At 69.0% G+C, this 24094-nt stretch carries 20 protein-coding genes and 1 pseudogene; 17 read left to right on the top strand and 4 right to left on the bottom strand.

What is annotated here, in order from left to right:
- Positions 1–9: 9 nt before the first annotated feature.
- The 16 genes and pseudogenes from BLS95_RS46175 (at position 10) to BLS95_RS46105 (ending at position 19350) form a co-directional block, all read left to right on the top strand.
- Positions 10–4164, top strand: a complete 4155-nt coding sequence (locus BLS95_RS46175) for an AHH domain-containing protein (RefSeq protein ID WP_090945971.1) — start codon at positions 10–12, stop codon at positions 4162–4164.
- Between the two features lie 95 nt (positions 4165–4259).
- A complete protein-coding gene (locus tag BLS95_RS46170; protein WP_143044181.1) occupies positions 4260–4649 on the top strand; it encodes a hypothetical protein in 390 nt (129 codons plus the stop codon).
- An 8-nt stretch (positions 4650–4657) separates the two neighbouring features.
- A complete protein-coding gene (locus tag BLS95_RS46165; protein ID WP_342742832.1) occupies positions 4658–7909 on the top strand; it encodes a CHAT domain-containing tetratricopeptide repeat protein in 3252 nt (1083 codons plus the stop codon).
- A 195-nt stretch (positions 7910–8104) separates the two neighbouring features.
- Complete coding sequence (locus BLS95_RS46160) at positions 8105–9154, top strand: TRAFAC clade GTPase domain-containing protein (RefSeq protein ID WP_143044180.1); 1050 nt, start codon at positions 8105–8107, stop codon at positions 9152–9154.
- Positions 9147–10544, top strand: coding sequence for a hypothetical protein (locus tag BLS95_RS46155; protein WP_090945967.1), 1398 nt, complete (start codon positions 9147–9149; stop codon positions 10542–10544). Before BLS95_RS46160 ends, BLS95_RS46155 begins: the two co-directional genes overlap by 8 nt.
- 12 nt (positions 10545–10556) lie before the next feature.
- Positions 10557–13043, top strand: coding sequence for a P-loop NTPase family protein (locus BLS95_RS46150; protein ID WP_090945966.1), 2487 nt, complete (start codon positions 10557–10559; stop codon positions 13041–13043).
- A 386-nt stretch (positions 13044–13429) separates the two neighbouring features.
- Positions 13430–13834, top strand: coding sequence for a DUF1048 domain-containing protein (locus tag BLS95_RS46145; RefSeq protein ID WP_090945965.1), 405 nt, complete (start codon positions 13430–13432; stop codon positions 13832–13834).
- Positions 13834–14598 carry an ABC transporter ATP-binding protein gene (locus BLS95_RS46140; protein ID WP_090945964.1) on the top strand — a complete coding sequence of 255 codons (765 nt, stop codon included), beginning with the start codon at positions 13834–13836 and terminating at the stop codon, positions 14596–14598. Before BLS95_RS46145 ends, BLS95_RS46140 begins: the two co-directional genes overlap by 1 nt.
- Before the next feature lie 9 nt (positions 14599–14607).
- On the top strand, positions 14608–15372 hold the full coding sequence (locus BLS95_RS46135; RefSeq protein ID WP_090945963.1) for an ABC transporter permease: 765 nt from the start codon (positions 14608–14610) through the stop codon (positions 15370–15372).
- 61 nt (positions 15373–15433) lie between these two features.
- Positions 15434–16642 carry a cytochrome P450 gene (locus tag BLS95_RS46130; protein ID WP_090945962.1) on the top strand — a complete coding sequence of 403 codons (1209 nt, stop codon included), beginning with the start codon at positions 15434–15436 and terminating at the stop codon, positions 16640–16642.
- A 92-nt stretch (positions 16643–16734) separates the two neighbouring features.
- Positions 16735–17157: pseudogene (locus tag BLS95_RS57295) on the top strand (serine hydrolase domain-containing protein); the annotation flags it as partial.
- A 148-nt stretch (positions 17158–17305) separates the two neighbouring features.
- Positions 17306–17608 (top strand): serine hydrolase, encoded by a 303-nt coding sequence (locus tag BLS95_RS57290; RefSeq protein ID WP_218136316.1) that lies wholly within the window; start codon positions 17306–17308, stop codon positions 17606–17608.
- Positions 17609–17720: 112 nt separating this feature from the next.
- Positions 17721–18047, top strand: coding sequence for a PadR family transcriptional regulator (locus BLS95_RS46120; RefSeq protein WP_090945961.1), 327 nt, complete (start codon positions 17721–17723; stop codon positions 18045–18047).
- Positions 18044–18400, top strand: a complete 357-nt coding sequence (locus BLS95_RS46115; protein WP_090945960.1) for a DUF1048 domain-containing protein — start codon at positions 18044–18046, stop codon at positions 18398–18400. The genes BLS95_RS46120 and BLS95_RS46115 overlap by 4 nt, the downstream gene beginning before the upstream one ends.
- A gap of 1 nt (position 18401) precedes the next feature.
- Positions 18402–18728 carry a DUF1048 domain-containing protein gene (locus tag BLS95_RS46110; RefSeq protein WP_090945959.1) on the top strand — a complete coding sequence of 109 codons (327 nt, stop codon included), beginning with the start codon at positions 18402–18404 and terminating at the stop codon, positions 18726–18728.
- 154 nt (positions 18729–18882) lie between these two features.
- The gene (locus BLS95_RS46105; RefSeq protein ID WP_245765693.1) at positions 18883–19350 is read left to right on the top strand and encodes an NAD(P)-dependent oxidoreductase; all 468 of its coding nucleotides are present in this window, start codon (positions 18883–18885) and stop codon (positions 19348–19350) included.
- Between the two features lie 21 nt (positions 19351–19371).
- On the opposite strand, the gene BLS95_RS46100 is transcribed toward BLS95_RS46105, so the two are convergent.
- The 4 genes from BLS95_RS46100 to BLS95_RS46085 all read right to left on the bottom strand — a co-directional run bounded on the left by BLS95_RS46100 (position 19372) and on the right by BLS95_RS46085 (position 23714).
- Positions 19372–19878, bottom strand: a complete 507-nt coding sequence (locus BLS95_RS46100; protein ID WP_090945958.1) for a monooxygenase family protein — start codon at positions 19876–19878, stop codon at positions 19372–19374.
- A gap of 69 nt (positions 19879–19947) precedes the next feature.
- A complete protein-coding gene (locus BLS95_RS46095) occupies positions 19948–21462 on the bottom strand; it encodes an FAD-dependent oxidoreductase (RefSeq protein WP_143044179.1) in 1515 nt (504 codons plus the stop codon).
- A gap of 104 nt (positions 21463–21566) precedes the next feature.
- Positions 21567–22910, bottom strand: coding sequence for an MFS transporter (locus BLS95_RS46090; protein ID WP_218136315.1), 1344 nt, complete (start codon positions 22908–22910; stop codon positions 21567–21569).
- 6 nt (positions 22911–22916) lie between these two features.
- A complete protein-coding gene (locus BLS95_RS46085) occupies positions 22917–23714 on the bottom strand; it encodes an alpha/beta fold hydrolase (protein ID WP_090945955.1) in 798 nt (265 codons plus the stop codon).
- 140 nt (positions 23715–23854) lie between these two features.
- Between BLS95_RS46085 and BLS95_RS46080 the strand changes: the two genes are divergently transcribed.
- Positions 23855–24070, top strand: a complete 216-nt coding sequence (locus BLS95_RS46080) for a 2TM domain-containing protein (RefSeq protein ID WP_090945954.1) — start codon at positions 23855–23857, stop codon at positions 24068–24070.
- Positions 24071–24094 lie beyond the last annotated feature (24 nt).

Raw genomic sequence — 24094 nt, 5'->3', positions numbered from 1 at the left:
GGGCGCGGCGTGAGCGACGGCGGCACGAGCGGACCGGCCACGGTCCGCGTGCTCACGTTCCCCCTCCGGCTGCGCTGCACCGGCATGAGCGAGCTGCTGGCCGCCGGCGGGCTGGAGGATGCCGTGGCGCGCGCCTTGGGCCGGGCCTTCGACCGCGCCCGGCAGACGCTGCCCGCGTCCGTCGTGGTTCTGCAGCCGCCGGAGCTGGTCCGGGGCGAGCTCGCCCCGGAGCAGCAGGCCACGCTCCTCGGCCGGCTGAGCCGGGCGATCGAGCAAGCCGCCCGGGCGCAGTCGCTGCCGCTGGCTCCGGCCGCCGCGCCGGCGCCCGCCGGTACCGGCCCGCGCCACCACCCTGCTGGACAGGCGGTGGCGGCGGAGACCTGGCGCATCCGGATCAAGGTGGAGTTCCGGCTCACGCCCCGCCAGTTCTTCGAGATCCGCCGGAAGTACGTGGCGCACCGGGACGACGGCTCGCCCGACCCGCTGGAGCTCTACTTCCCGCTGCTCGACCAGCCGATGCCGGCGACCGCGTGGGTGACCGAGGTGCCGGCCGAACGCGAGTTCACCGCGCACAGCCGGGAGGTCCTCAGCCGGTTCGCCGCGACCCGGCGGCCCGACGAGTACGTCTGGTCGGTGCACGGGTGGGGCGCGCTGCGCGCGATGGTCGCCGAGGCCGACCACAAGGTCGCCACCCGGATCCCGGAGTTCGGCCGGCGCGGCTTCGTCGAGGACCGGCCCGGACCCGCGCAGGGCGAGCGGCAGACGATCCTGCGGCCCGGCGCGTGGACGCTCTCGGTCTTCCTGGCGCTGCCCAATATCGTCCTCGACGACCTCGTCGAGCGGGGGCGGGTCCAGACCGTCGACGTGCCGCTGCGCGAGGCCGCCGGGCTGGGCTCGTCGGCCGACTTCGCCGCCGAGGCCGGGCTGGACCTGCCCGCCGCCGTGCGGGAGGTGCCGGACGTGCCGGTCACCGTGGTCGTCACCCCGTTCACGGTCCGGCGCCGGATCCACGAGCGCACGCTGGCGGCCCTGTTCGAGCGGTACCGGCGGGAGCAGTTCGGCGGCGGTCGGCTCGGCGCCGTCGTGCCGTTCACGCAGTCCGCGATCGCCGGGCTCGGGCCGACCCTCGGGCCGTTCCTGGCCACGCTGGCCACCCCGGCCCCGGCGCCCACGGGCGGTTTCTGGCTGCCGGGCAGCGCGGGCGCTAACCTCACCCCGCTGGTCGCCGACGTGCGCAAGCAGGCACTGCGTACGGCGAACGCGGCCTTCATCTCCTCGGAAGCGGCCGAGGTGGAGCGGATCCTGCGGACCGAGAACGGCTTCTGGAGCGCAGACCGGGACGACGCGCTCCGCGGCTTCCTCACCCGATGGACCACCAAGGTGGGCGACCCGGCGCTGTTCGGGCTCCTGCTCGACGAGCTGGACCGGCGCGGCGGGCTCGACGCCTTCGTGCGCGCGATCCGTGCCCTGCCGTCGCTCAACACCTATCTGAAGCGGGAGGTTGTCGCGCTGGCGGACGGGGATCCGCGGATCGCGATGGTGGCGGAGGACATCGAGGCTCTCGTGCGCGACCTGGGGAAGAGCCACTACGACGTGGACGCCCAGGAGATCTGGATCGACCGGGACCCGGGCCGGAAGCTGCGCGCGGCGGGCGGGAGCAGCGACGACACGGCCGGCGTGGTGGCGGTGGTGGACCCGTACTACGCCGAGTCCTCGCGGATCCTCCAGCCGAAGCAGGAGATCCTGGACCGCCTCCGCGAGCCGACCCGGAAGAAGGTGGCCGAGTTGGTCGGCCGGATGGTCTGCCGGCCGGGCGAGCGGATGACCCGCGAGGAACTGCTGCGCAAGGCCACCCAGGAGGCCGCCAAGGAGCTGCCGCCGCTGGAGGAGAAGGACCTGGTGAAGGTCACCCTCCTCAAGTCGGTGCGGGTGCTGCGGCTGGAGCGCCGCCGGGAGCGCGGGGTCGACGAGATCTACGTGCACTACCAGCCGGTGCAGAAGGTCGGGGACAACCCGTGGATGCCGGCCGGGGACGTGCTCGTCCAGGCGCCCGCCGGGTTCGAGGCCTACCTCACCTCGTACCACGTGCAGCACATGGAGAGCGCGCTCACCGTCTTCCTGATGGCCGAGGCGGTCGTCCTCGGCGGCGTGATGATCGTCGAGCTGGGCGTCGCCACGATCGGCCAGCTCTTCTTCTTCGTCAGCATGCAGGTGGTCGTCTACCACTTCACCACCGACGCCGAGGACCGGACCCTGGAGGGCTATCTCGGCGCGGCGCTCAAGGGCGAGCTGGACGCGGTCGGCTTCAAGATCCTTTCCGGGGCGGTCAAGCAGCTCGGCGGGTTCGTCGCCGGCCAGCTGGTCACCCGGGAGCTGGTCGGCCAGGTCGCGACCAAGTGGATCGTCTACGGCCTGCGCGGCGTCGCGACCGCCACCGGTGTCGGCGGCCTGGAGGTCACCTACCAGTTGGGCGAGGACCTGCTGCACTACTCGCACTGCAACGGCTGGTCCGACCCGGGGAAGTACTGGGACCGCTTCACCACCGGCTTCGCCATGACCCTGGCGTTCGAGTTCCTGGCGGTGCCGATCCTCGCCCCGCCGATGCGCCTCGCACTGGAGAAGGCCTCGACCGCGCGGGAGGCCGCCCGCGCGCTGCGGGCGAGCGGCAAGTCGCTGCGCGAGATCGCCGAGCTGCTGCTCAAGGGAGCGGACGAGGTCGAGGCGGCGATCGGACGGACGGTCCAGCATGAGGCCGGGCCCGCGATCGTCCGGGGGTTCCGGCAGAAGGTCGGCGACGTCCTGAAGGCGCTCGGCCGGGAGTACGAGTCCCGCGCCTACCAGTCGCTGCTGGACCTGTACGGGCCCGAGCTGAGCGGCGAGGCACTCGGCACCCTCCAGCGGCTGCTCAGGGCCGGCGGGGAGCATCAGGTCGACGCGCTGCTGCAGCGGGCACTGGCCGGCCGGCGTACGCCCACCGAACTGCTCGGCGCGCTCGGCCACGCCGAGGAATCGCTCCTCGTGGACCTCGCCCGGACCGGGAAGCTCTCCGAGGTCGCCACCCTCGACGAGGTGGCCGTGCGGATGCTGCAACGGCTGCACGGCGCCAAGGTCCGGATCGGCGCGTTCTTCGACGGCTCGGGACCGTCGCTGAAGACTTTCGCCGACGAGTTCGCCAAGCTCCCCGAGGCTCGGCGCGCGGCGGCCCTGGAGAACGCCGCTGGCCGGACGCCGGCGCAGGTCCTCGACGAGGCCCGGGGCCCGGCCGAGCCGAAGGCGCCGGAGGCGGTCGCCCCGCCGGCCGAGACGCTCGACGACATCCTGCGCAGGCTCGCGGAAAGCGGCTTCACCCGGAGCGACGTGCGCGCCTTCATGGGGGACCGCACGCGGTTGTCGGCCCAGCTCGCCCGCCGCGTCGCGCGACTGCTGGAGAAGTACGGCCCGGAGGAGGTCCGGGCGTTCGGCCGCTACCTGGCCGAGCACAAGGTCTACCTGGACGACGAGATCGTCACGCAGCTCCTGGAGAACGTGCCGAAGGGCAAGCTCGAGGCGGCGATCGACGACCTCGAACAGCTCCTGGCCGGGGACGAGACCCCGCCACCGGGCCTGTCCGAGAAGGACCTGGCCGGCCTGTCCGTTCACGAGACCGAGCCGCCCAGGACGCGGGTCGGGCCCGACGGCGTGGAGAGACCGCTACGGGACGTGGTGGAGACGCCAGGCAGCCGCGCCCTGCGGGCGTCGCTGATCGCGCGCGACGGCGTGCCGCCGCCGCCCGGCTCTCACGCCCACCACATCGTGCCCGAGAACGACTTCCGCCCCGGGCTGGACTGGCTGCGTGATCGGCTGTCGGACGCGGGTTGCGGCATCAACGAGGCGGGCAACGGCGTCTTCCTCGCCGGGTCGAGGTCGACCGCCAACCCCGAGCTGACCCGCCTGCACAACTCCTACATCCACGCCGGCGAGACCAAGGAGTACGCCTACACCCTCACCCGGCGGCTGGACGGCCTCCAGGGCGACGCGCTCCTCGAGGAGATCGAGACCATCGGCGGGGAGATGGCCGAGGGCAAGTTCAAGATCCTGGAGATCCCGCGCGGTTGGAAGACCAGGTGGGAGCCGGGGATGACCGCCCCGGCCGATCCCACGGTGGCGCCCGAGTGGATCGAATGATCGGGGAAGTCCCCTGTGGAGTTGACTACCCGGCGCAGATCAGGCTTCGTACCGGGTAATGGTCAAGCGGCGCGCGAATATGTCAGCATACGAGCGTGATGGAGCCGACACAGGAGGACCTGGCACGGGACCTGGCCGAACGGCTGGCGGGTGATTTCGGGGCCGAACTGCCTGATGAGGTGGAGAGCCTGCTGGCCGCCTCTCATGCACCGCGTCTCCCTGAGCATTACGACGTGGCCACCGCTGTGGCGGTCGCCGCGCTCGTGGTCTCAGCCGCACAGCTCTACTTGCAGTGGTCCGAGCGGCGCGCCCGCAGGCGAGACGCGGCGGTGGATCCGGCCGGCGAGGGGCTGAGGGAATATCTGGAGCGCGAACTACCCCGCCTGGACAGGGCCTCCGACGAGGCACGGAAACGGGTCGTCGACGAGACCGTTCAGCGAGACGAGACCGTTCAGCGAACTGAAGAACCAGGCACGGACGACTGAGGCAGGCTGTGCGTGATCGCCCACCCAAAACCGTCCTGAGTGAGGTCGGTGGGCGTTTCTTCGCCGGACGCGGTTCTCGCCTCCCCCTCGACGATTCGGCCTTCGACCTGTTGGCGGTCGATGAACTCGACGACCTCCGCTGGTACCTCGAGCGGTACCTCGAAGCCCCGCTCGGCCCCGCCGCGAACCGGGCGGCCGGCGTGGAGGCCCGGTTCTCCCGGTGGCGTGCGAGACTGGCCGAAGTCGTGCCCGGGGCCGCGTCGCCAGGCCGACGGCAGCTCGTGGTGTCGTCCGGGTCGGCCTCCGTTCTGGCACAACCTTGGGAACTGCTGACAGCCCAGGGCGATGACCAAGCCCCTTTCGGCGCAGGAGTGGTGCGCACCCTGCGAACGTTCTCCGCCGGGCGCCCCATCACCGCCGCCGCCCTGCGGGTGCTGGTAATGATCGCTCGGCCCGAAGGTCTGGAGGCGGTGCCTTCCACCGCCATCTTGCGGCCGCTGTTCAAGATCTTCGACGCGGAGGCCGGCCGGGTGCGGGTCCACGTCGCCGACCCGCCGACCCTCGAATCATTCGCCGCTCTCCTGGAGACAGCGGTCACCCGTCGTGTTCCGTACCATCTCGTCTATCTCGATGTCCACGGCGGCCACCACGTGCGGGAGAACGGCGTGGCCGGCGGGTATGTCGTGCTCGAGGACGACGACTGGCGCCGGACCCACGTCTCCGCCGAGGTGCTGGCCGCGATGATCGCGCGATCAGGTGTGCGGGCCGTGGTGTTGAACGCCTGTCAGTCCGCCCTGGTGGCACCGCCCTGGCCGACCGACGCCGCCGTCGCGACCGCGCTCATGAACGCGGGAGTGCCCGCGGTGGTCGGCATGACGGCACGGGCGCAGCCGAAGGCGGCCTCCACTTTTCTGCAGGCCATGACCACGGCATTCCTGGAGGGAATCCCGCTGTCAGAGGCGGTGGAAGCGGGCCGGGCCGCCCTGCGGGCCGATCCGGTCCGGGTGGGGAAACTCGGTCCGCAGGAATTGGCGGATTGGCTGGTGCCCGTCATGTACGCATCCGGTGATGTCACCTTCCGGCCGTCACGGCGCATCCGGTCCGCGGCGCGCGAGCCCGCCCGGCCTTCTCTCGACATGCTGCCGTCGATCGCCATAGGACGTGATGAGGAGATCACCGCGATCGGGCACGCGTTTCGCAAGAGGCGCTGCGTCGTCCTTCAGGGGGTACGCGGGTCAGGGCGTTCATGCCTGGCCTTCCTGTACGCCGCCTGGTTCCGCCGTACCCGTACGCCGAACAGCACCGCCACCGTGAGCACGCAGGTGGGCGCCATCGAGGGAGAGGGCGTCGATGACCTGGTCGCGTGGGTGGTCGATCACCTGACGACGCATGACTCACTGCTGGTGTGGGACGACGCGGACGCGGCGATCCGCGCGGGACAGGGGCCCCTGCTGGCGGACATGGCCGAACGGCTGGAAAGCGCCGGACGGGGGCGCCTGCTGATCGTTGCCAACGCCCTGACCCTGCCCGAACACCACGCCACGGTGCTGCAGGTCGCGGGCCTGGACGCGGTCGCCGCCGATCAGTACGTGAGCGAATTCGCCGCTGCGCGCGCCGACGCATCGCCCGACCAGACGAATCGCCTGCTCAACGTGCTGCAGCGGCTGCCGGGGCCGATGGAGGCGGTCCTGCCATGGCTGGGGAGGCTGCCGGAGCATCCCTTGAGATACCTGGACGGCGTGGGTGACATCAGCCTGCTCCGTCTCCCCGGCCATCCGTTGCACCGGGCGTTCACCGTTGACGTGCTCGGGGTCCTCGGCGGCTACGGCCACGACGAGCGGCTCATGCTGCGCCTGATCACTGTCGCCAACGGCATGGCGGATGCCAACACGCTGGCGCATCTCAGCGCGCTTCCCGACTGCGGGCAGCCGTGGGCGGGCACCACGATCGAAGGCTGGCAGGCCATTCTCACTCGGCTGTGCCGGGACGGGCTCGCCGCGCCCACAGGCATCCCCGAGGTCGTGAGCGTGCATCCGGCGCTACGCTTCACCCTCCTGGCCGACTGGGCGAGTGAAACTCCCGATGCCTTCGCACGGGAGTATGCCGCTCTGCGGCTTCGTCGCATCCGTGTCCTGTCCGGCATCGCCGCGCAACTTCTCGCCCGGTTCGATCACGCGGACATAGCAGCGGTCACCGCGACGGCGCTGCTGAGTCACACCGTCGACGAATGCCTGGAGGACGCGCTCAAGCTACGTCACCTGGCCGAGGCCCACATTCTGCTGACGCTTCTCGACCGCCTCTATGACCGCATCGCCTCTCCCGCCGCCCGGGAGAAGATCCGGGGGCTGGCCCGCCGAGTGCTCGGCCACACCGGCCACCTGCCCGGCAGCCCGGAGCGTGACGCGCTCGCCCGCCGAACCATCACGATGGCGGCTCGGGATCGGCTGCTCGACCAGGACTGGGATGAGGCGACTCTCTTACTCGACACCTGCGACGATGTGGGGGTGCCCACCGCCGACGATCCGGGCATGGCGTTCCTCCGAGGCCGGATCGCGGAGGAGAGAGGACGACTGACGGAGGCACGCGACCGGTACGAACAGGTTCTGCGGCTGCACAAGGACTCCGCCGAAGCCCGCTTCCACCTGGCCAACGTCGACTACGCACTGCACCTGGCATCAGGGGACCAGGCTCTGCTGACGATGGCTGAGCGACTTTACCGGGAGCTCCTGGCAGAGTACGAACCGCGGCGGGACAATCATGGACAGGCCACGTGCTGGTACCAGCTCAGCCGGGTGGCCGAGCTACGGGGCGACCACCGGCAGGCCTTGCGGTTCGCCGAACGAGCTCGATCGTTCTATCTGCGGGCGGGGGACTCGATCGGCATGACGCTCTGCTCCCTCCAGGTGGGGCACGCCCTGCGTCTGGCCGGGAGATACACGAGCGCCGCCATGCACTACCGCACCGCACTGGAACGATCCCAGCAGGAGCAGGACCGAGCGACCATGTGCCGCGCCCTCGGCGCGCTGGCCGGCGTGCTGTATCAGGACGATCCGGCGGCGGCTCTGGACTGCCTGGTGCGGGCCGCGGGCATGTATCACACCTTTCCGGACGAGGCCCTGCCTGAGCTACAGCGGGATCTGGCCTGGTTCGCGGGAGCGGCGGGGTGGGACGCGGTGGACGAGGCGTGGCGCAGGGCCAACGGTCGCGGCGTACCCGAACACGTCCGCGAGGCCCTCAATGTCGCCGCGGCCGAGCAGTAGCACGCCGGAACCGCGGACCGCCGGAAATCAAATTAATCACCACCCGCTATACCTGACGCCCGTCCGCACAATTCCCGACCAGCCCAGTACGATTTCCGGCGACTGTAACGTCTTGGACACTCTTCGCTGTCTTCCGTTCCGTTCGACCCGATCGCGTGTCAAATTCGATGCGTCATGCCGACGGGGAGGGGTCGCATGCAGAATTTACCCACGCTGACGATCTCAATGATCGGCGCCTCGGGTTCGGGAAAGTCCACCTACTTACACGCTCTCTACGCGACCATGACGCGGGGAGTCGACAATTGCAACCTGCACGAGCGCAACAACAATGCCGACGTCTCCCTGGTAGAGGCATGGCATGAGCTGGGCCAAGGCACACTTGTGCCGCGTACGCTGGACAAGCCCACCAATTACACGTTCGTCTTCTCCCGGGAGATGAGTCCGTCGGCGATCCTCGACTGGACCGATTTCCGTGGTGGCGCGCTGCATGATTTCGTCGGCGTGGACGGCTCGCTCGACGCGCAATTCCTGCTCGACAAGATATCGCTTTCCAACGCCATCTTCGTGACGCTCGACGGGGAGCACTTCCGTAAGCCTGTGAGCGGCGAACGCCGTGAGCCGCTGGCCCGCGAGATGGTCATTCACCGAATTTCGAGCGTGCTGACCGAGACCCTCACCCGCAGGACCGCGCGCGGGTTGGCGTGGCCGTCGATCGCCATCCTGCTCACCAAGGCGGATCTCATCGACTGGGGCGGCGGCTCGGGACGCACCCTGACCGGCGTCATCCACGAGATCCGGGACCTGCTGCCCGTGGCCTTCCAGCCGCGCGTATGCACCGCGGTCTGCCCCGTGACGGTCGGGCCCCTGCAGCCCATGCCGGGCGGTCACGCCCGGCCGGACGGCGTCGATCCGAACGATGTGCACCTGCCTCTGCTGTTCGCCATGACGTACTACTACCGCGCTGCCGCCCACCAGGAAGACCTGCACCTGCGCGAACTCGCGTCCAGGCGTAACGGCATCGGCGCGCAGATGGCGGCACTGCCGCCGAGCAAGCGGCGCAGCGTACGTGACCAGCGGCTGCGACTGGAGCGTGAATTACGGACGGTCGAAGAAGCGATCGGTCACAACCAGCTCCGTTTCGAACGTTCCACCCAGGAGATCTCCGCGCTGACCCCGCGGCTCCGCAACCTGCGCGTGTTCGAAGGCGGGGCCCCGGCGCGCTGGGCGGTGAACCGCCGTGGCTGACCAGCTCTGGACACCCGTGGTCTACGGTCGTACCGCCGGGGCCGACGTGTGGTGGCGGGTCCGCCCGCCAGGGATCGACCGCGAGTGGTTGGAGAGCGCCGTGTACGCCGTCATCGCCGACGGCAGGCAACTCCAGGAGAACTCCCGCTTCCTGATCACCGTCCGGCCAGGCGCACGGTTGGTGGGAGTCGCCTGTCAGGCGGCCGAACTGAGCAAGTCCATGCACTCCGATGGCACCAGGGAGATGTACTGCTTCGTCGGCTGGTTCTCCGCGGCCGACACGGGAGGTCCGGAACTGCCGGACCTGTACGAGTCCTATCCCCGATGGGCCGGCGCCACCTACGAACACTACATGCGACCCGTATGGAACGCGCCCGTGAGCCAGGTACGGCGGCCCCATCCCGGCCAAGCCGGCCCGCCGCCGTGGCCGGTCACGGCGCCGCCGGCGGTCGAACGGCACATCGTGCTCCAGCCGGTGATCCACCTGGACGACTGGGACATCGTGTGGAACCACGCCCTCGCGGCCTCGACCCCGGCCCGCGTCGTGCTGGGGTGGAAGACAGCCGGGCGGTTCGGCAGGGAGGGCGTCACCCACCTGGGTGTGCTCGACCGTGACGTCCCCCGGCTCGACCGCAGGGTTCCCCACCGTGACCGCGAGGCTCCTCGCGCCGACCGCGAAGCCCTCATCCCGTCCCTCGATGCTCCCGCGCCGCCTCCTCTGCCGCCCCCCGTACCCGTGCCGGTCCCCCGGCCCGTGGGCGCGTCGCCGCCCGCGCCGACGCTCGTCCGTGATGCCGCGTTCGCGGCGCCTCATACCGTCGGAGGCACCGGGCGACCGCGCAGGACCAGCACTCCGTCCTCGCGTGCGACACCGATCCTGCTCGGCGGCGCGGGCGCGTTCCTCGTCCTGATCGCCGGCGCGGCCGTCTTCCTACGAGCCTTTGACGGTGCCGCGCCTACTCCGTCCCCGACCCGGCCTTTCCCCACCCCGGCCGCGACTCCGGCAACGCCGGTGAGTCCACCGAGCGGGACGCTGGTCGTCGCCATGCCTCTCACCCTGGGGCAGAGTGACAGGAAACCTGTGCCCGGCTTCGAAGCCGGCCGGGGCCCGTGGCTCCGTTACAGCCAGGGTCGTGGCGTCTCCGTCGAACTCGCCCCGCGGACGCCCGCCCTGATCGGCCGGGCGGGCACCCTGCCGGAATGCAAGAAGGACGTCGGGTACCGGCATCCCGCCGATCTCCCGCATGTCGCGGTCGGCGTCGCTGACGTGACCTGTGTGATCGTGCCCGGCAAGCCGGATCGCCTGGCCGCGATCCGGGTGAACAAGCAGGCGCGGGACACGGCACAGGTGACCGTGTACGTCTGGGAACCCGCGAAAGAGACCGACTAGAGATGGCGAGGCGTGGTGGACGCGTCTGAGATTCAGGTCAGGATCAACGCCGTGCTGGCCATGCGGCGCGAGCGGCGGGCACAGGCGGAGCAGGCGTACGCGGCATGGGAGGCTCTGCGGCAGGCGTTCGCGGACCTGGTGTCCCTCGTCGAGCAGACCCGGCGCGACGATTCGGCCGATGAGCCGAGCCATGGGTTGCGTGCTGCCCTGAGGAGCTTCCTCGACGACGGCGACGCCCGGGGCGTGCTCGCGGATCTGACCGAGGCGGCCGTGCACCTGCAGGCGGTCCGGGGGCGAACGTCCCGGACGACCCTCAACATCGGCGTGATCGGTCAGACCCAGATGGGCAAGAGCACCCTTCTCCGGTCGATCTCCGGTCTGGACCGCCTGTCCGTGAACGTGTTGCCGACCTCGCAGGACTCGCTTCCCACCACCGCGACACGTAGCCGGATCTCCAACTCGGACGCCGCCCGCGCGGAGGTCGTGCTGCGCGACTTCGCCGAGTTCAGGGACGTCTACCTCAAACCACGCCACGAAGCCCTGGGGCTGAGTCTGCCGTTCACGATCGAGGAATTCGCCGGCTATCCCTATCCGACGTGGGAGAGCTATCGCCGGGATCCGCGATCGGCCGAGCACGACCTCACGGCCGCGCCCGAGCATCTGCGTCGGCTCCGCGAGGCTCAGGCGTCGCTGCACTCGTACAGGTCGCAACTTGTCCGCGACCAGGTGCGCGAGATCCCGCTCGACCAGGTGGCCGACCACGTCTCCTATCCCCCCGCATCCGCCCCGCTGGACGCGCCGCGCCCCTACCTCGCGGTACGCGACGTCCGGATCTACTGCCCGTTCCCGAACAACCCTGTTCGCGACCTCACGCTGATCGACCTCCCCGGCACGCAGGAACGGGGCATCGACGTCGCCCAGCAGTTCATGCAGGACCTGCGGAACGAGGTGGACCTGCTGCTGCAGATCAAACGGCCGCGGCAGACCTCGGTGCACTTCAGCGAGAGCGACGCCGAGATCCAGCGGCTCGCGCGTTCGGCGAGCGCCGGGGCGGCCATCGGGGACTTCATGATCATTCTGCTCAACCACGACGCCGCGCACACCGACCTGACGCAGGACCAGTTCGAAACCGCGTCTCAGCAGGCCCGGGGCGCAGTGGGCATGCACGGCATCCAGGTGCTGCACGCCGACGTCATCCAGGATGATCAGGTGCGCGAGCGGGTGCTGGGCCCCGTCCTGTCACATCTGGCCGAGCGGCTGGCGGCGATGGACCAGGCCGCGTTCGCCGCGGCGCGGAGCGGCACCGAAGCCGCCGGGCGCCGCGCGGTCGAGGCGGTCGCCGGCCTGGCCGAGGCGCTGCGCCGGGAGAACGTCGTCCTGCCCACGGAAGACGCGATCGTGAGCGAGCTCGTGACGAAGATCCTCCGCGGGCTCTCCAACGCCTTGGGCGACATCGTGGACGAGTACCTGCGGCGGGTGCAGGAGGGGCGGCGGACGGACGAACTCGACGCGGCCGCGGCCTCCGCCGCGGAGGAGGTCAGGACGTGGATGGCCGCCGGTTTCGGCCGCAGCGCCCACGAGGAGTGGTACAACGAGGTCCGGGCCGACGCCAAGCGGCTGCGGCTCGACACGGTGGAGCAGGAGTTCATCCGGAGCCGCCATTACGTCTCCGACACCTTCAAGAAGGTCGTGGACGCCTCCATGGGCCAGGCGATCGTGGAGCTGCAGCAGCGGGTGACGCAGGCGTTGTGGACCCACCTGCCGCAGGAGACGCTGCCGGAGCAACAGTCGCTGCCGGCGCTCGCCGAGGCTTTCAGCAACGACGGACACGTGGCCCTCGCCACGACGGTGTCCGATCTGGCCCACCTGAGCTCCAGCTACGGTGCCCGGAGCCTGTTCCTGCGGATCGTGCAGCCGATCGTCGTCGACATCGACGTCAGGGGGAAGATCCCCGGCGGGCAGGAGCCGCGGCGCGAAGAGAGCAGACCGTACGAGCAGCCGGCCTGGCACCAGGACAGCACGCGGACGGACGACGACGATGACGTGCCCGCCTGGGCGCGACGCAACAAACCTGACGCATCCAGCTCATGGCCGGCGTCCGAACCGAACAACGTCGAGCGAACCACTCACGGGCTGACCGTGGAGGCCGCGCTGAAGGCGGTGTCCACCGAGCAGCGCGCCGAGGAGACCGTTCAGTGGGTGTCGGAGACGCTCACCAGCATGATCGAGCAGGCACTCGGCCGCCTGCGCGAGGAACTGGAGATCGAGTCGGCGATGGCCGTCCGGGCCCTCTACGCCTGCGCGGACCAGTTCTTCGACGGTTTCCTGCGCGGGCAGCGCACCAAGCAGGAGCTGCGCGACCTGTGCCGGGCTTCGCTGGACCGTACGCCGTCCAACGACGGCCCGGTCCGGCTGGCGTCGATCCTGCGAGACCTGACCACAGGCGGCACAGCGGTCCGCGACGCCTTCGAGGCGTACGACCGCCTGTCGATCTCCTGAAGCTCATCGATCCGCCCCACGAGGGGCGATCTCCGACCTTGCCCGCCCGCACCCGGGATCGACCGGCTGCCGACGTCGCCACGTGACTTCAGCATGCCTTCGGTTACGTGCCGGCGTCCGTGTCAGCGCCGCGACGGCCCGGTGACAGCGCCTCCGGCGATGGTTGGTGCCATGAACAGATCAGGCGGCCAGGCAGCCCCACTCACACCGGCTTGCACCCCCGCTATTCGGTGTTGCTGAGTACTGGTAGTCAGTGTTACTTTGTACCGGTAGTCAGCAACACCGAGTAGTCGGAATGGGGGGGCCGCCCCGCTCGACGAGTTCTGGAAGACCTGGAGCTTCCTGGCCGAACGGCTCCAACAGCTTCGCAAGGGAGGCAATGAGACGTGGCTGACGAACCAAAGAGCCGCTACCTGCAGTACCTGGAGATCGTCACCGGGTCACTGGAGGAGAAGAAGCGCTATCGGCAGTACAAGGCGCGCATCAAGCAACTTCCGGAGAACTATCGCACGGCGGTCGAAGCGCTGGAGCGGTACCTGATGCACTTCGGGCCGGCCGATGGCGCCGGCGCGATGACGATGTACGAAGACCTCGCCGACCTGTTCGAGCAGAGCGCCGCCGACCGGACCCCGATCCGCGACATCTTCGGGGACGACCCCGTGGAGTTCGTCGAGGCGTTCATGGCCAACTACCCCCTCGGCCACTACCGGACCCGGGAGCGCAACCGCTTCACCAGCGCCATCGACCGCGCCGCCGGCGAGAACACCGCAAGAAGAGACAGGACAGACTGATGACGACACAGCAAGCCCCGGCGATCCAGGTGCACGGACTGGAGAAGTCCTACAAAGACCTGCGAGTGCTGCGCGGCGTGGACTTCACCGTGGCACGCGGCAGCATCTTCGCCCTGCTCGGCTCCAACGGGGCGGGCAAGACCACGGCCGTGAAGATCCTTTCCACGCTGCTCAAGGCCGACGCCGGCACCGCCCGCGTGAACGGCTTCGACGTCGCCACGCAGGCGGCCGACGTACGGGAGTGCATCAGCCTCACCGGACAGTTCGCCGCCGTGGACGAGATCCTCAGCGGGCGGGAGAACCTGGTGCTGGTCGCCCGGTTGAGGCACCTCAGAAACCCCGGCAAGGTCGCCGATGACCTGCTCGCCCGCTTCTCGCTCACCGACGCGGGCGCCCGGAGGGTGTCCACGTACTCGGGCGGCATGCGCCGCCGTCTCGACATCGCGATGAGCCTCATCGGCGACCCGCCGGTCATCTTCCTCGACGAGCCCACCACCGGGCTCGACCCCCAGGCCCGCATCGAGGTCTGGCAGACCGTCAAGGACCTGGCCGCCAACGGCACCACGGTGCTGCTCACCACCCAGTACCTGGACGAGGCCGAACAGCTCGCCGACCGGATCGCGATCCTGCACGAGGGCCGGATCATCGTCAACGGCACCCTGGACGAGCTCAAGCAACTGCTGCCGCCCGCCAAGGTCGAATACGTCGAAAAGCAGCCGACCCTCGAGGACGTCTTCCTCACCCTCGTCGGCACGAAGGCATAAGGAACAACGATGACCAAGCATTTCTTCGGTGACACCACCGTCCTGCTGGGACGATCCCTGCGTCACATCACCCGCAGCCCGGACACCATCATCACGACCGCGATCATGCCGATCGCCATGATGCTCATGTTCGTCTACGTGTTCGGCGGCGCGATCAGAACGGGGTCGGACACGTCATACGTGAACTACATGCTGCCCGGCATCCTGCTCATCACGGTGGCCTCGGGCATCGCCTACACCGCATACCGGCTGTTCATGGACATGCAGGGCGGCATCTTCGAGCGCTTCCAGTCGATGCCGACCGCGCGCTCGTCGGTGTTGTGGGCACACGTGCTGACCTCGCTGGTCGCCAACCTGGTCTCGCTCGTGGTCGTCATGCTCGTGGCCCTGCTCATGGGCTTCCGCTCAAGCGCGGGAGTGCTGGCGTGGCTGTCGGTGGCCGGCATCCTGATCCTGTTCACCCTGGCGCTGACCTGGATCGCCGTCATCCCCGGCCTGTCCGCCAAGACCATGGAAGGCGCGAGCGCGTTCTCCTACCCGCTCATCTTCCTGCCCTTCCTCAGCTCGGCCTTCGTGCCCACCGACACCATGCCCGGCCCGCTGCGCGTCTTCGCCGAATACCAGCCGGTGACCTCCATCGTCAACGCCATCCGTGCCCTGTTCGCCGAGCAGCCGGTGAACACCGACATCTGGATCGCCCTGGCCTGGTGCGTCGGCATCCTCATCGTCGCCTACGGCTTCGCCATGAACACCTACCGCCGCAAGATCTCCTAGGAAGCCTGGCGCTCAGGCAGATCGCCGCACAACACGTACGACCGCGAGACAAGGAAAGATCATGACTGCACCCCTGCACACCGTCACGACGATGCCGACCGAGCGTCAGCCCGGCTGCCCCTTCGACCCGCCCAAGGAGCTGATCGAGGCCCGCGAGCAGAGCCCGATCAGCCGCTTCCCCTTCCCCGACGGGCACCAGGGCTGGCTGGTCACCGGATACGACCTGACCCGGTCGATCCTGGCCGACCCCCGCTTCAGCTCCCGCAAGGAGCTCATGCGCCACCACCCGACCATCGACTACGGCGACATCGAGGTCCCTCCGGCGCCGCCCGGCGAGTTCCTCCTGATGGACGATCCCCAACACAGCCGCTACCGCAAACCGCTGGTCGGCAAGTTCACCGTCCGCCGGATGCGGCTGCTCACCGAGCGCGTCGAGCAGGTCACCGCCGAGCACCTGGACGCCATGGAGAAGGCCGGGCCGACGGCCGACCTGGTGACCGCGTTCGCCAAGCCCATCCCCGCCATCATCATCTGTGAGCTGCTGGGCGTGCCGTACGAGGACCGGGGCCGCTTCCAGGAGAACATCGACAAGTTCCTCGGCGGCGAGGCCGGCGACGAGGAACTGATCGCCGCCTACATCGCGACCCAGCAGTATCTCGCCGAACTGGTCGCCGCCAAGCGCGCCAACCCCACCGACGACGTGCTCAGCGACCTCACCGACAGCGACCTGACCGACGAGGAGCTGCAGGGCATGGCCCTCATCCTGCTGTCGGCCGGGTTCGACACCACCGCCAACATGCTGGCACTGGGCACCTTCGCCCTGCTGCAGAACCCGGAGCAGCTCGCCGCGCTGCGCGCCGACCCCGGCCTCGCCGAGCAGGCCGTGGAAGAGCTGCTGCGCTACCTGTCCGTCGCCAAGCAGTTCTACCGGATCGCGCTGGAGGACGTCGAGCTCGGCGGCCACACCATCACGGCCGGCACGACCGTCATCCTGTCCCTCAACACCGCCAACCGCGACCCCGAACGCTTCCCCAACCCCCACACGCTCGACCTCCACCGGCAGGACGGCGGCCACCTGGCCTTCAGCCACGGCATCCACCAGTGCCTGGGCCAGCAACTCGCCCGCGTCGAGATGCGCGTCGCCTTCCCCGCCCTGCTCAACCGCTTCCCCACCCTGCGCCTGGCCGTACCGGCCGACGAGGTCGCCCTGCGCCCGGAGGCCGCCGACATCTACGGGATCAAGAGCCTTCCGGTCACCTGGGACGCGTGACCACTCGCCGATGACAGGCGAGTGCTCGTACGAGCCGGCGATTCACCGCCTACGCATCACCCGCGCGACGTTTCCCAGAGAGGAATCGCAGCATGGCAGACACGACACACGGAGCACCTGAACAGGAACATGTCGGGCGCCGGAGCGTGTTGAAGGGCATGCTGGGTGCCGGTGCGCTCGCCACCACACACGCCGCCCTCACCGGCCGGGCCAACGCCTCCGTGAGTGGCGGTGGTGACGATGGCGAGCGCGGTGTCGAGCACGGCTGGGGCAAGGTCGCCGACGCGTTCCGCGCGAACTTCAAGAACCCTGGCGAGGTCGGCGCGGCGTGCAGCGTCTGTGCCCACCTGCTGGTCCAGCGCGGTGAGCTGGACCTGGACGCCCCGGTGGCGCAGTACTGGCCGGAGTTCGCCGCCGCCGGCAAGGAGCGGATCCCGGTGCGCTGGTTACTGTCGCACCAGGTCGGCCTGCCCATCGTCGACGGACCGCTGACCTTCGAGCAGGCGTGCGCCTGGCACCCGGTCATCCGCGCGCTGGAGGCCCAGAAGCCGCTGTGGGACACGGTCACCGCCTGGGTGAACGCCGTATGGGCTCCAGGCTCCGTTCAGGCCCGCGCCGGCGAGCTCGGCGGCGCCCTGACCACCGCCGGGTATCACACCACGCGTGCCTGGCGCGCCGCCGAGAGACGTGCAGACCGGCACGACACCGATGCACGGGCTGCCGCCGGGCCTGAACCTCCCGGCCGACCGCTCCTTCCACATGTCGCTCGGCTTCTGGCGAGCCTGCCGGCCGCCGCCGATGACCGGGCCGGGCTCGTTCGGCCACCCGGGCTCCGGCGGGTCGATCGGGTTCGCCGACCCCGACGCCGGCGTCGGCTTCGCCTACGTCACGAACCTCTGGAACTACCGGCCCGACGACCCGCGGGCGGCGAACCTGGCCAAGGCCGTCCGCTCCTGCCTCGGATGACGACGGCTCCCGCCTGACCGCCGGTGAGCGGACGCCGACGACCACAAACGTGCCCGTTATAGTGGTACTTGGTGATACCGAGTACCAGGAGAGAGATGGAAGAGGACCCACGATGGACGGCCTGACGGAGATGCTGAAGGGCACGCTTGAGGGCTGCGTGCTCGAGATCATCGGCAGCGAGGAGACCTACGGGTACGCCATCACGCGTCGGCTGAACGAACTCGGCTTCGCCGATGTCGTCGAGGGGACGGTATACACCATTCTGCTGCGGCTGGAGAAGAACGGCCTCGTCCAGGTGACAAAACGACCGTCCGGGCTGGGCCCGCCGCGCAAGTTTTATGCGCTCAACGACGCGGGGCGCGAAGAACTCGCGACGTTCTGGGCGAAATGGGAGTACATCACATCACGCATCGACAAGCTCAAGGAGGGCGGGAGATGAGCTTCTGGGACACCATTACAGGCAACGATCTCACCAGGGAATGGAAGGCGTTCGAAGCTCGGGCCGAGGCACTGCCGGCCGACTACCGGGCGGCGTGGGAAGAGATCAAGGGTCATCTTTTTCCCTACGGGGACTTCACAGGTCGAAACCTGATGCCGATTCTCGACGGTGCGCTGGGGCTGCTCGAGGAGACAGCGGTCGATGGGCAGAGCATTCACGAGGTGCTGGGTGACGACATTGGGGGCTTCTGCGCGGCGCTGGCCGGCGGAGAAGGGGCCCGGAGCTACCGCGACCGGTGGCGCGAGCAGTTGAACAGGAACGTCGCAAGGAAATTGGGCCGGCCAGGAGGCTGACGTGGGCATCCAGGACATCATCGAAGGCAAGAGGCAGTGGCGGGCGCACATGGCGCGGGTCAAGGCGCTCCCGCGGGACTACCAGATCGTCTACAAGGAGATTCAGAGGTACCTGTTCAAGGTTGGACCGATCGACCTGCTTGACGGGTCCCTGCTCTCGGGGATCCTCGATTTCTTCGAGGAGGGCGCCGCGTCCGGCAAGGGAGTCCTGGAACTCATCGGCGACGATGTCGCCGCCTTCTGCGACGACCTGATCAAGGACTCGCGCACCTTCGCGGACATCTACCAGGAGTCCATCAGAGGGGAACCCGGCACGGCCGAGAAGTAGCCCCCGTCGCCCCTGTGGGGCTCAGACTGCAGCCAGGCGGGCGCCCGCCTGGATCGTTCTGTCCAGGAGCTGTGCTGTGCGCTGTTGTGGGCGTTGAAGAAGGTTCCGTTTCTCGCGCAGGATGCTCGTCGCTTCCGCGAGGATTGGGCTTACCGTGACCGCCGGGGTGAGCAGAGCGGCCACGGCGGAGGTCGTCTCGGCGGGTGCTGAGCCTGTCGTCCTGGCCGAGGGTTTGCGGCGTGCGGATGTGCTGTCGCTGCACGCGCCGTCCCTGCCTGAGACCCGGCATATGATCGGCGAGGCCGAGTTGGGGATGCTTCGACCGGGCGCCACCTTGATCAACACGGCTCGTGGAGCGCTGGTGGACACCGCGGCTCTGGAGCGTGTTTGTGTCGCGGGACGCCTGGATGCCATTCTCGACGTCACCGACCCTGAGCCGTTGCCTGCTTCCTCGCCGCTCTACGACCTTCCCAACGTTCTGCTGACCCCGCATGTCGCGGGGTCTCTGGGTTCGGAGACACGTCGGATGGCCGATGCGGCGCTCACGGAGTTGGAGCGGTACGGTGCCGGCCTGCCTCCGCAGAGCCCTGTCACCCGGGAAAGCCTGGTGGTGCAGGCATGATCGAGACTTCCGATGTCCTGGCTAGGACCCGTAGAGGTCCGTCTCGCTCAAAACCGGGCTGCTGTCATCGGAGCGTCCCAAACGGGCAGCGGAACCGAACATGGGTCCACGAGCGCGCTTGATCCCAGCGAACCGTCCGAACCCGAGCGGCTTGGGAACGTCGTCGTAGACGGCCTCCATGCCACCCTTGACCGAGTACGTTTCATGCCAGAAACCGGTGCCACCCGAGTCCCGCAGGAAGTCCAGCCACCACTCCCGATGCGGCTCGGACCGGGCGAAGGCGAGCAGCGACGGCAGGTCCCGCCAGTACTGGCGCATCCCCATGTTCATCGGGAAGAACGAGTAGTACACGGGCTCGTGCAGCAGCAGCCCGTCCGGCTTACCCGCGACCGACCCACTGATCTTCCGGCCGAAGCTGAAGAAGGTTCGGATCCCGTACAGACGATTCACCCGCATACCGAGGTACAGGACGATGAGGTCGGGATAGGCGGACAGATCGACGGTCTGCCGGTTCACGCGAGTGGGCATTCGATGCTCCTTACAATTCAGATCACAAGCCGCGTCTCCGGTCGGAGGCGGCGTGGTGGCGCGGACACGTCAGTCTCCGGTGAGCGCCACGTGTACGGAGGAGACCGCGCTCGCGCCATCACCGACGGCCGTGGCCACTCGTTTCGTCGAGCCTGAACGGAGGTCGCCGATCGCGAAGACCCGCGGAGCGCTCGTCTGGAACGGGAGTCGCGTGCCGGACGACCCGGCGGGCAGCCGACTGTCCGTGAGTACGAAGCCGTCGTCGGCCTTGGCCACGCCGGACAGCCAGCCCGACACGGGGTCGGCCCCGATGAAGCAGAACAGTGCGTGACAGGCCAGCCGTTCCGGCCGCTCGCCCGGCCTCTCGACGGCAATCGACGTGAGCCTGTCATCTCCGGCCAGTTCGCGGACCGTGCTGTCAGTGCGGACGTGGATCCGGGAATGGGCACGGACTCGGTCGGTCAGGTAGGACGACATCCCGGCCCCGAGATCGGCGCCACGAACGATCAGGTGAACCGTCGCGCCGTGGGCGGCGAGGGACAGGGCTGCCTGCCCGGCCGAGTTGGCGCCCCCGACGACCGTCACCGGCTGGTTCTCGTACTCTCCGACGTCCAGTTCGGTCGCCGCATATCGGATGCAGCCGGACTTCTCGAACGTCGCCCACCGTGGAATGTCGAGACGCCGGTAATCGGCTCCGGTAGCGGCGATTACCGCCCGGCACGGAATGCGCGCGCCGTCCTCGAGCAGGACGGTCGGCCGTCGATCGTCGGAGAGATCGAGACCTGTCACCGCGCAGGGCGAGTGGATCCGTACGCCGAACTTGAGTGCCTGGATCATCGCCAGGCGGGTCAGGTTCGAACCGCTGACACCCTGGGGGAAGCCCAGGTAGTTCTCGATCCTGGCGCTCTTGGCGGCCTGGCCACCGAGCCCGCTTCGATCCAGCAGCACAGTGACGAGTCCTTCGGACGCCCCGTAGACGGCGGCGGCCAGCCCCGCCGGGCCGGCGCCCACCACGACGAGATCGACCGGACGTCCGTCGGTCTGGTAGGTGAGGCCGAGCGCCTTCGCGACCGTTCGTGGCGTCGCGCGCCGCAACACCGAACCGCGGGAGATCGCAGCCGGAAGGTCGTCCGCCGTGAGCCCGGCCACCGTCATCAGCGAACGTCCCGGGTGTGAGGTGGCGCTGCGCCAGGTGTGCGGCAGGAGCATCTGCGTCACATAGGTCCGCAGTTCCAGCGTCTCCGCGGTTTCCGGCTGACCGATGATCTCCAGGACGCCGCCGGCGGCCGAGCGGATGACCTCGCGCCGTTCCCTGAAAGCCGCCAGCACCAGGTCGGCGATGTCATCCTGCTCGCTGAGGGCCTGGCGCAGCTTCGCCGCCCCGATCCGCACGATTGTCCCGGCGGACACCACCCGAGCGGTCAGGTAGATGTGCTGACCGGTCAGCAGATTGAGCTCACCGAGAAAGTCGCCAGGGCCACCCTGGAAGATCAGACGCTCCGGCTCGGTCGCCGTCGCGTCCCGGATGATGTCCACGGTCGCCGTCAGGAGCAGGAAGACATCGTAGGAGCCGTCGCCGGGCACGTGCAGATCCCGGCCTGCCTCAGCATGTTCCACCTGCCCGTACGCGGCGAGCCGGCGGAACTGCTCGTCGTTCAGGACCGGCCCGCGCTGCGCCGCACCGCCGTTCACGTGGTTCCTCCGTCATGCCGGGCCGGAACAGCCGGTCGAGCCAGGTCACCGTGACCGGCCGCCGGCTTCACCCGGGCCACGGTCACGAGGTACAGGAGAAGCCCGGCGGTGGTGAGGGCGAAGCCGGCCCAGACGGTGGACAGAGTTCCCCAGCCGGCATCGAGGGTGATCGCCCCGCCGATCGCGCCCAGCGAGTTGGCCAGATTGAGGGCGGCCAGGTTGAGCGCGCCCATCAGGGTCGGGGCGCCCGGCGCGAAACCGGTCAGCCGGACCTGGATGGTGGGAATCGCGAACATCATGGTCGCGCCGACGCCGAACAAGCAAGGCAGCAGGATCGCCAAATTGCCGCCGGCCACGCCGATCAGCACCAGAAGCGCCAGCACACCGCCGTACCCCCAGGTCAGACCACGGTGCTCGTACAGGTCGGCGACGCGCCCGCCCAGGTAATTGCCGGCGGCCATGCCGAGGCCGAAAACGGCGAGCGCGATCGGGATGAGTGCGGCGTCCTGCAGCGCCGCGTCGGTGACGAATGGGCCGATGAACGTGTAGACGGCGAAGATGCTGGAGATTCCGAGCGCCGCGACGGCGCCCATCAGCCAGACGTTGAGCCGGCGGAGGGCGCCCAGCTCGTTCGCGACGGAGCCGCCGTGCAGGTCATCGGTGCGTGGCAGCCAGGCCACCAGGGCGGCGCCGGCGAGCAGGCCGAGGGCGACCACGGCCCAGTACATGGTGCGCCAGCCGGCGCTCTGGCCGATGAACGTGCCGAGCGGCGACCCGACGATGGTGGCCACGGTCAGGCCACCCATCACGGTGGCGAACGCCTTGCCGCCCTTTCCCGGGCCGTACATGTACGCGGCGACGACGGCGCCGGCGCCGAAGAACGCGCCCTGCACGCTGCCGGCGACGAACCGGAAGGCGACCAACAGTCCGATGTTCGGCGCCAGCGCGGAGAGCGCGTTGCCGACCAGGAACAGAGCGATCAGGCCGAGCAGCAGAGTGCGCCGGTTGACGCGGGCGGCGAGCAGGGTGATCGCTGGGGAGCCGATCACCACCCCCAAGGCGTACGCGGTGATCGCGTGTGTCGCGACCGGGATGGACACCCCTAGATCGGAGGCGAACAGCTGGATGATGCCGTTGCTGCCGAATTCGCCGGTGCCGATCGCGAAGGTACCCAGCGCCAGCGCGAACAATGTCGGCCCCGGATTGCGGACGGGCGACTTGGCAATGGTGTGCCGGTCCTCTTCAGCGGTGCACTGGCCTTCGTACGCACGCTGATGCATCGTCTCGTCCTCCAGACGGTCGACAGAGATCAGAGGCGGGCGGGGTCGCCGCCCGCTCACAGCACGTCAGCGCGCGGCGCTTCTGATGAGGTCGGCAGTCAGGGAGGGCTGCGAGATCATCGCGACGTGCGAGGCGCCGACCTCGTGGACCCGTGACCCGGCCCGCCGCGCCATGAACCGCTGGGCGGCGACGGGGAGCACCTGATCGTTGCGGGCGACGAGGTAATACGAGGGAATGGTCTTCCACGCCGGGGCCCCGGACGGCTCCCCGAGAGCGCGCACGTCAGCGGGCCGCTGGCCGGCCTGCATCAGGTCGGTGGTCGCCCTTGGCACGTCCCCGGCGAAGACGTCGTGGAACACTTCCTTCTTGATGTACCCGTCGACGAGGCCGTCGCTGTAGGGGCGGAAGTCCAGCGCCGCCTCACTGAGCTTGCTTCCCGGATACTTCGTCTGCAGATCCAGCAGCGACTCACCCTCATCGGGGGCGAACGCGGCCACGTAGACCAGCGCCTTCACGTTCGGGTTACCGGCCGCGGCGTTCGTGACGACGATCCCGCCATAGGAGTGCGCGGCCAGGACGATCGGGCCGCTGAGCGTGGCGAGGATGGAAGCCAGGTAGGCGGAGTCGGCGGCCACGCCGCGCAGCGGGTTCGCCGGGGCGATCACCGGATAGTTCTCGCGGATGAGCCTGGCGCTGACGTCGTTCCAGCCGGAGGAATCGGCGAACGCCCCGTGCACGAGCACCACGGTGGGTTTGGGCTTGGCTTCCGGCCGGGACTGCGCCTGCGCCTCGGACGTTCCCAGCAGGGCGCCGGTCGCGACCGCGGCGGATCCGGCCAGCACCGCTCGGCGGGTCGTCGTCATAGTGGGGTCCTCTCCAATGTGTGCACCTCGAATGCAGGTCAGAGTAGGTCCCGAGTACTTGACGATCGCTGAACCCGGTAGGTCAGTCGTTGGGAAGTACGCCTCAGTCTTTGGCAAGTACGCCGACCTAGCCTGCGGGCATGAGAACACAGAAGAGCGAGGCCGCCAGGAAGTGGGGCCTACGGATTCACCTGCTTCTTTATGTCCTGTCGAATCTGGCCCAGGTCGTGGTGTGGTTTCTCTACGACTCGGGAAGCCACTTCTGGCCTGTGTGGTCAATCGTCTTCTGGGGCATCGGGCTGGCCTTTCACATCTGGAGCGTCTACTCGCCGCCCCAATCGAATACCGCGCGCTGAGCCCGATCAGCCGGACTGGCTGAG

The sequence above is a fragment of the Nonomuraea jiangxiensis genome, from assembly GCF_900099965.1.
In the GTDB taxonomy this organism is placed as follows: Bacteria; Actinomycetota; Actinomycetes; order Streptosporangiales; family Streptosporangiaceae; genus Nonomuraea; species Nonomuraea jiangxiensis.
Note: the sequence above shows the minus strand (reverse complement) of the source record. Positions and strands in the feature narration are given on the sequence as shown.

Coding starts and splice junctions, on each gene's coding strand:
- BLS95_RS46160 (WP_143044180.1), top strand. CDS start 8,105: ATGCAGAATTTACCCACGCTGACGATCTCAATGATCGGCGCCTCGGGT.
- BLS95_RS46140 (WP_090945964.1), top strand. CDS start 13,834: ATGACGACACAGCAAGCCCCGGCGATCCAGGTGCACGGACTGGAGAAG.
- BLS95_RS46135 (WP_090945963.1), top strand. CDS start 14,608: ATGACCAAGCATTTCTTCGGTGACACCACCGTCCTGCTGGGACGATCC.
- BLS95_RS46130 (WP_090945962.1), top strand. CDS start 15,434: ATGACTGCACCCCTGCACACCGTCACGACGATGCCGACCGAGCGTCAG.
- BLS95_RS46120 (WP_090945961.1), top strand. CDS start 17,721: ATGGACGGCCTGACGGAGATGCTGAAGGGCACGCTTGAGGGCTGCGTG.
- BLS95_RS46115 (WP_090945960.1), top strand. CDS start 18,044: ATGAGCTTCTGGGACACCATTACAGGCAACGATCTCACCAGGGAATGG.
- BLS95_RS46100 (WP_090945958.1), bottom strand. CDS start 19,878: ATGCCCACTCGCGTGAACCGGCAGACCGTCGATCTGTCCGCCTATCCC.
- BLS95_RS46085 (WP_090945955.1), bottom strand. CDS start 23,714: ATGACGACGACCCGCCGAGCGGTGCTGGCCGGATCCGCCGCGGTCGCG.
- BLS95_RS46080 (WP_090945954.1), top strand. CDS start 23,855: ATGAGAACACAGAAGAGCGAGGCCGCCAGGAAGTGGGGCCTACGGATT.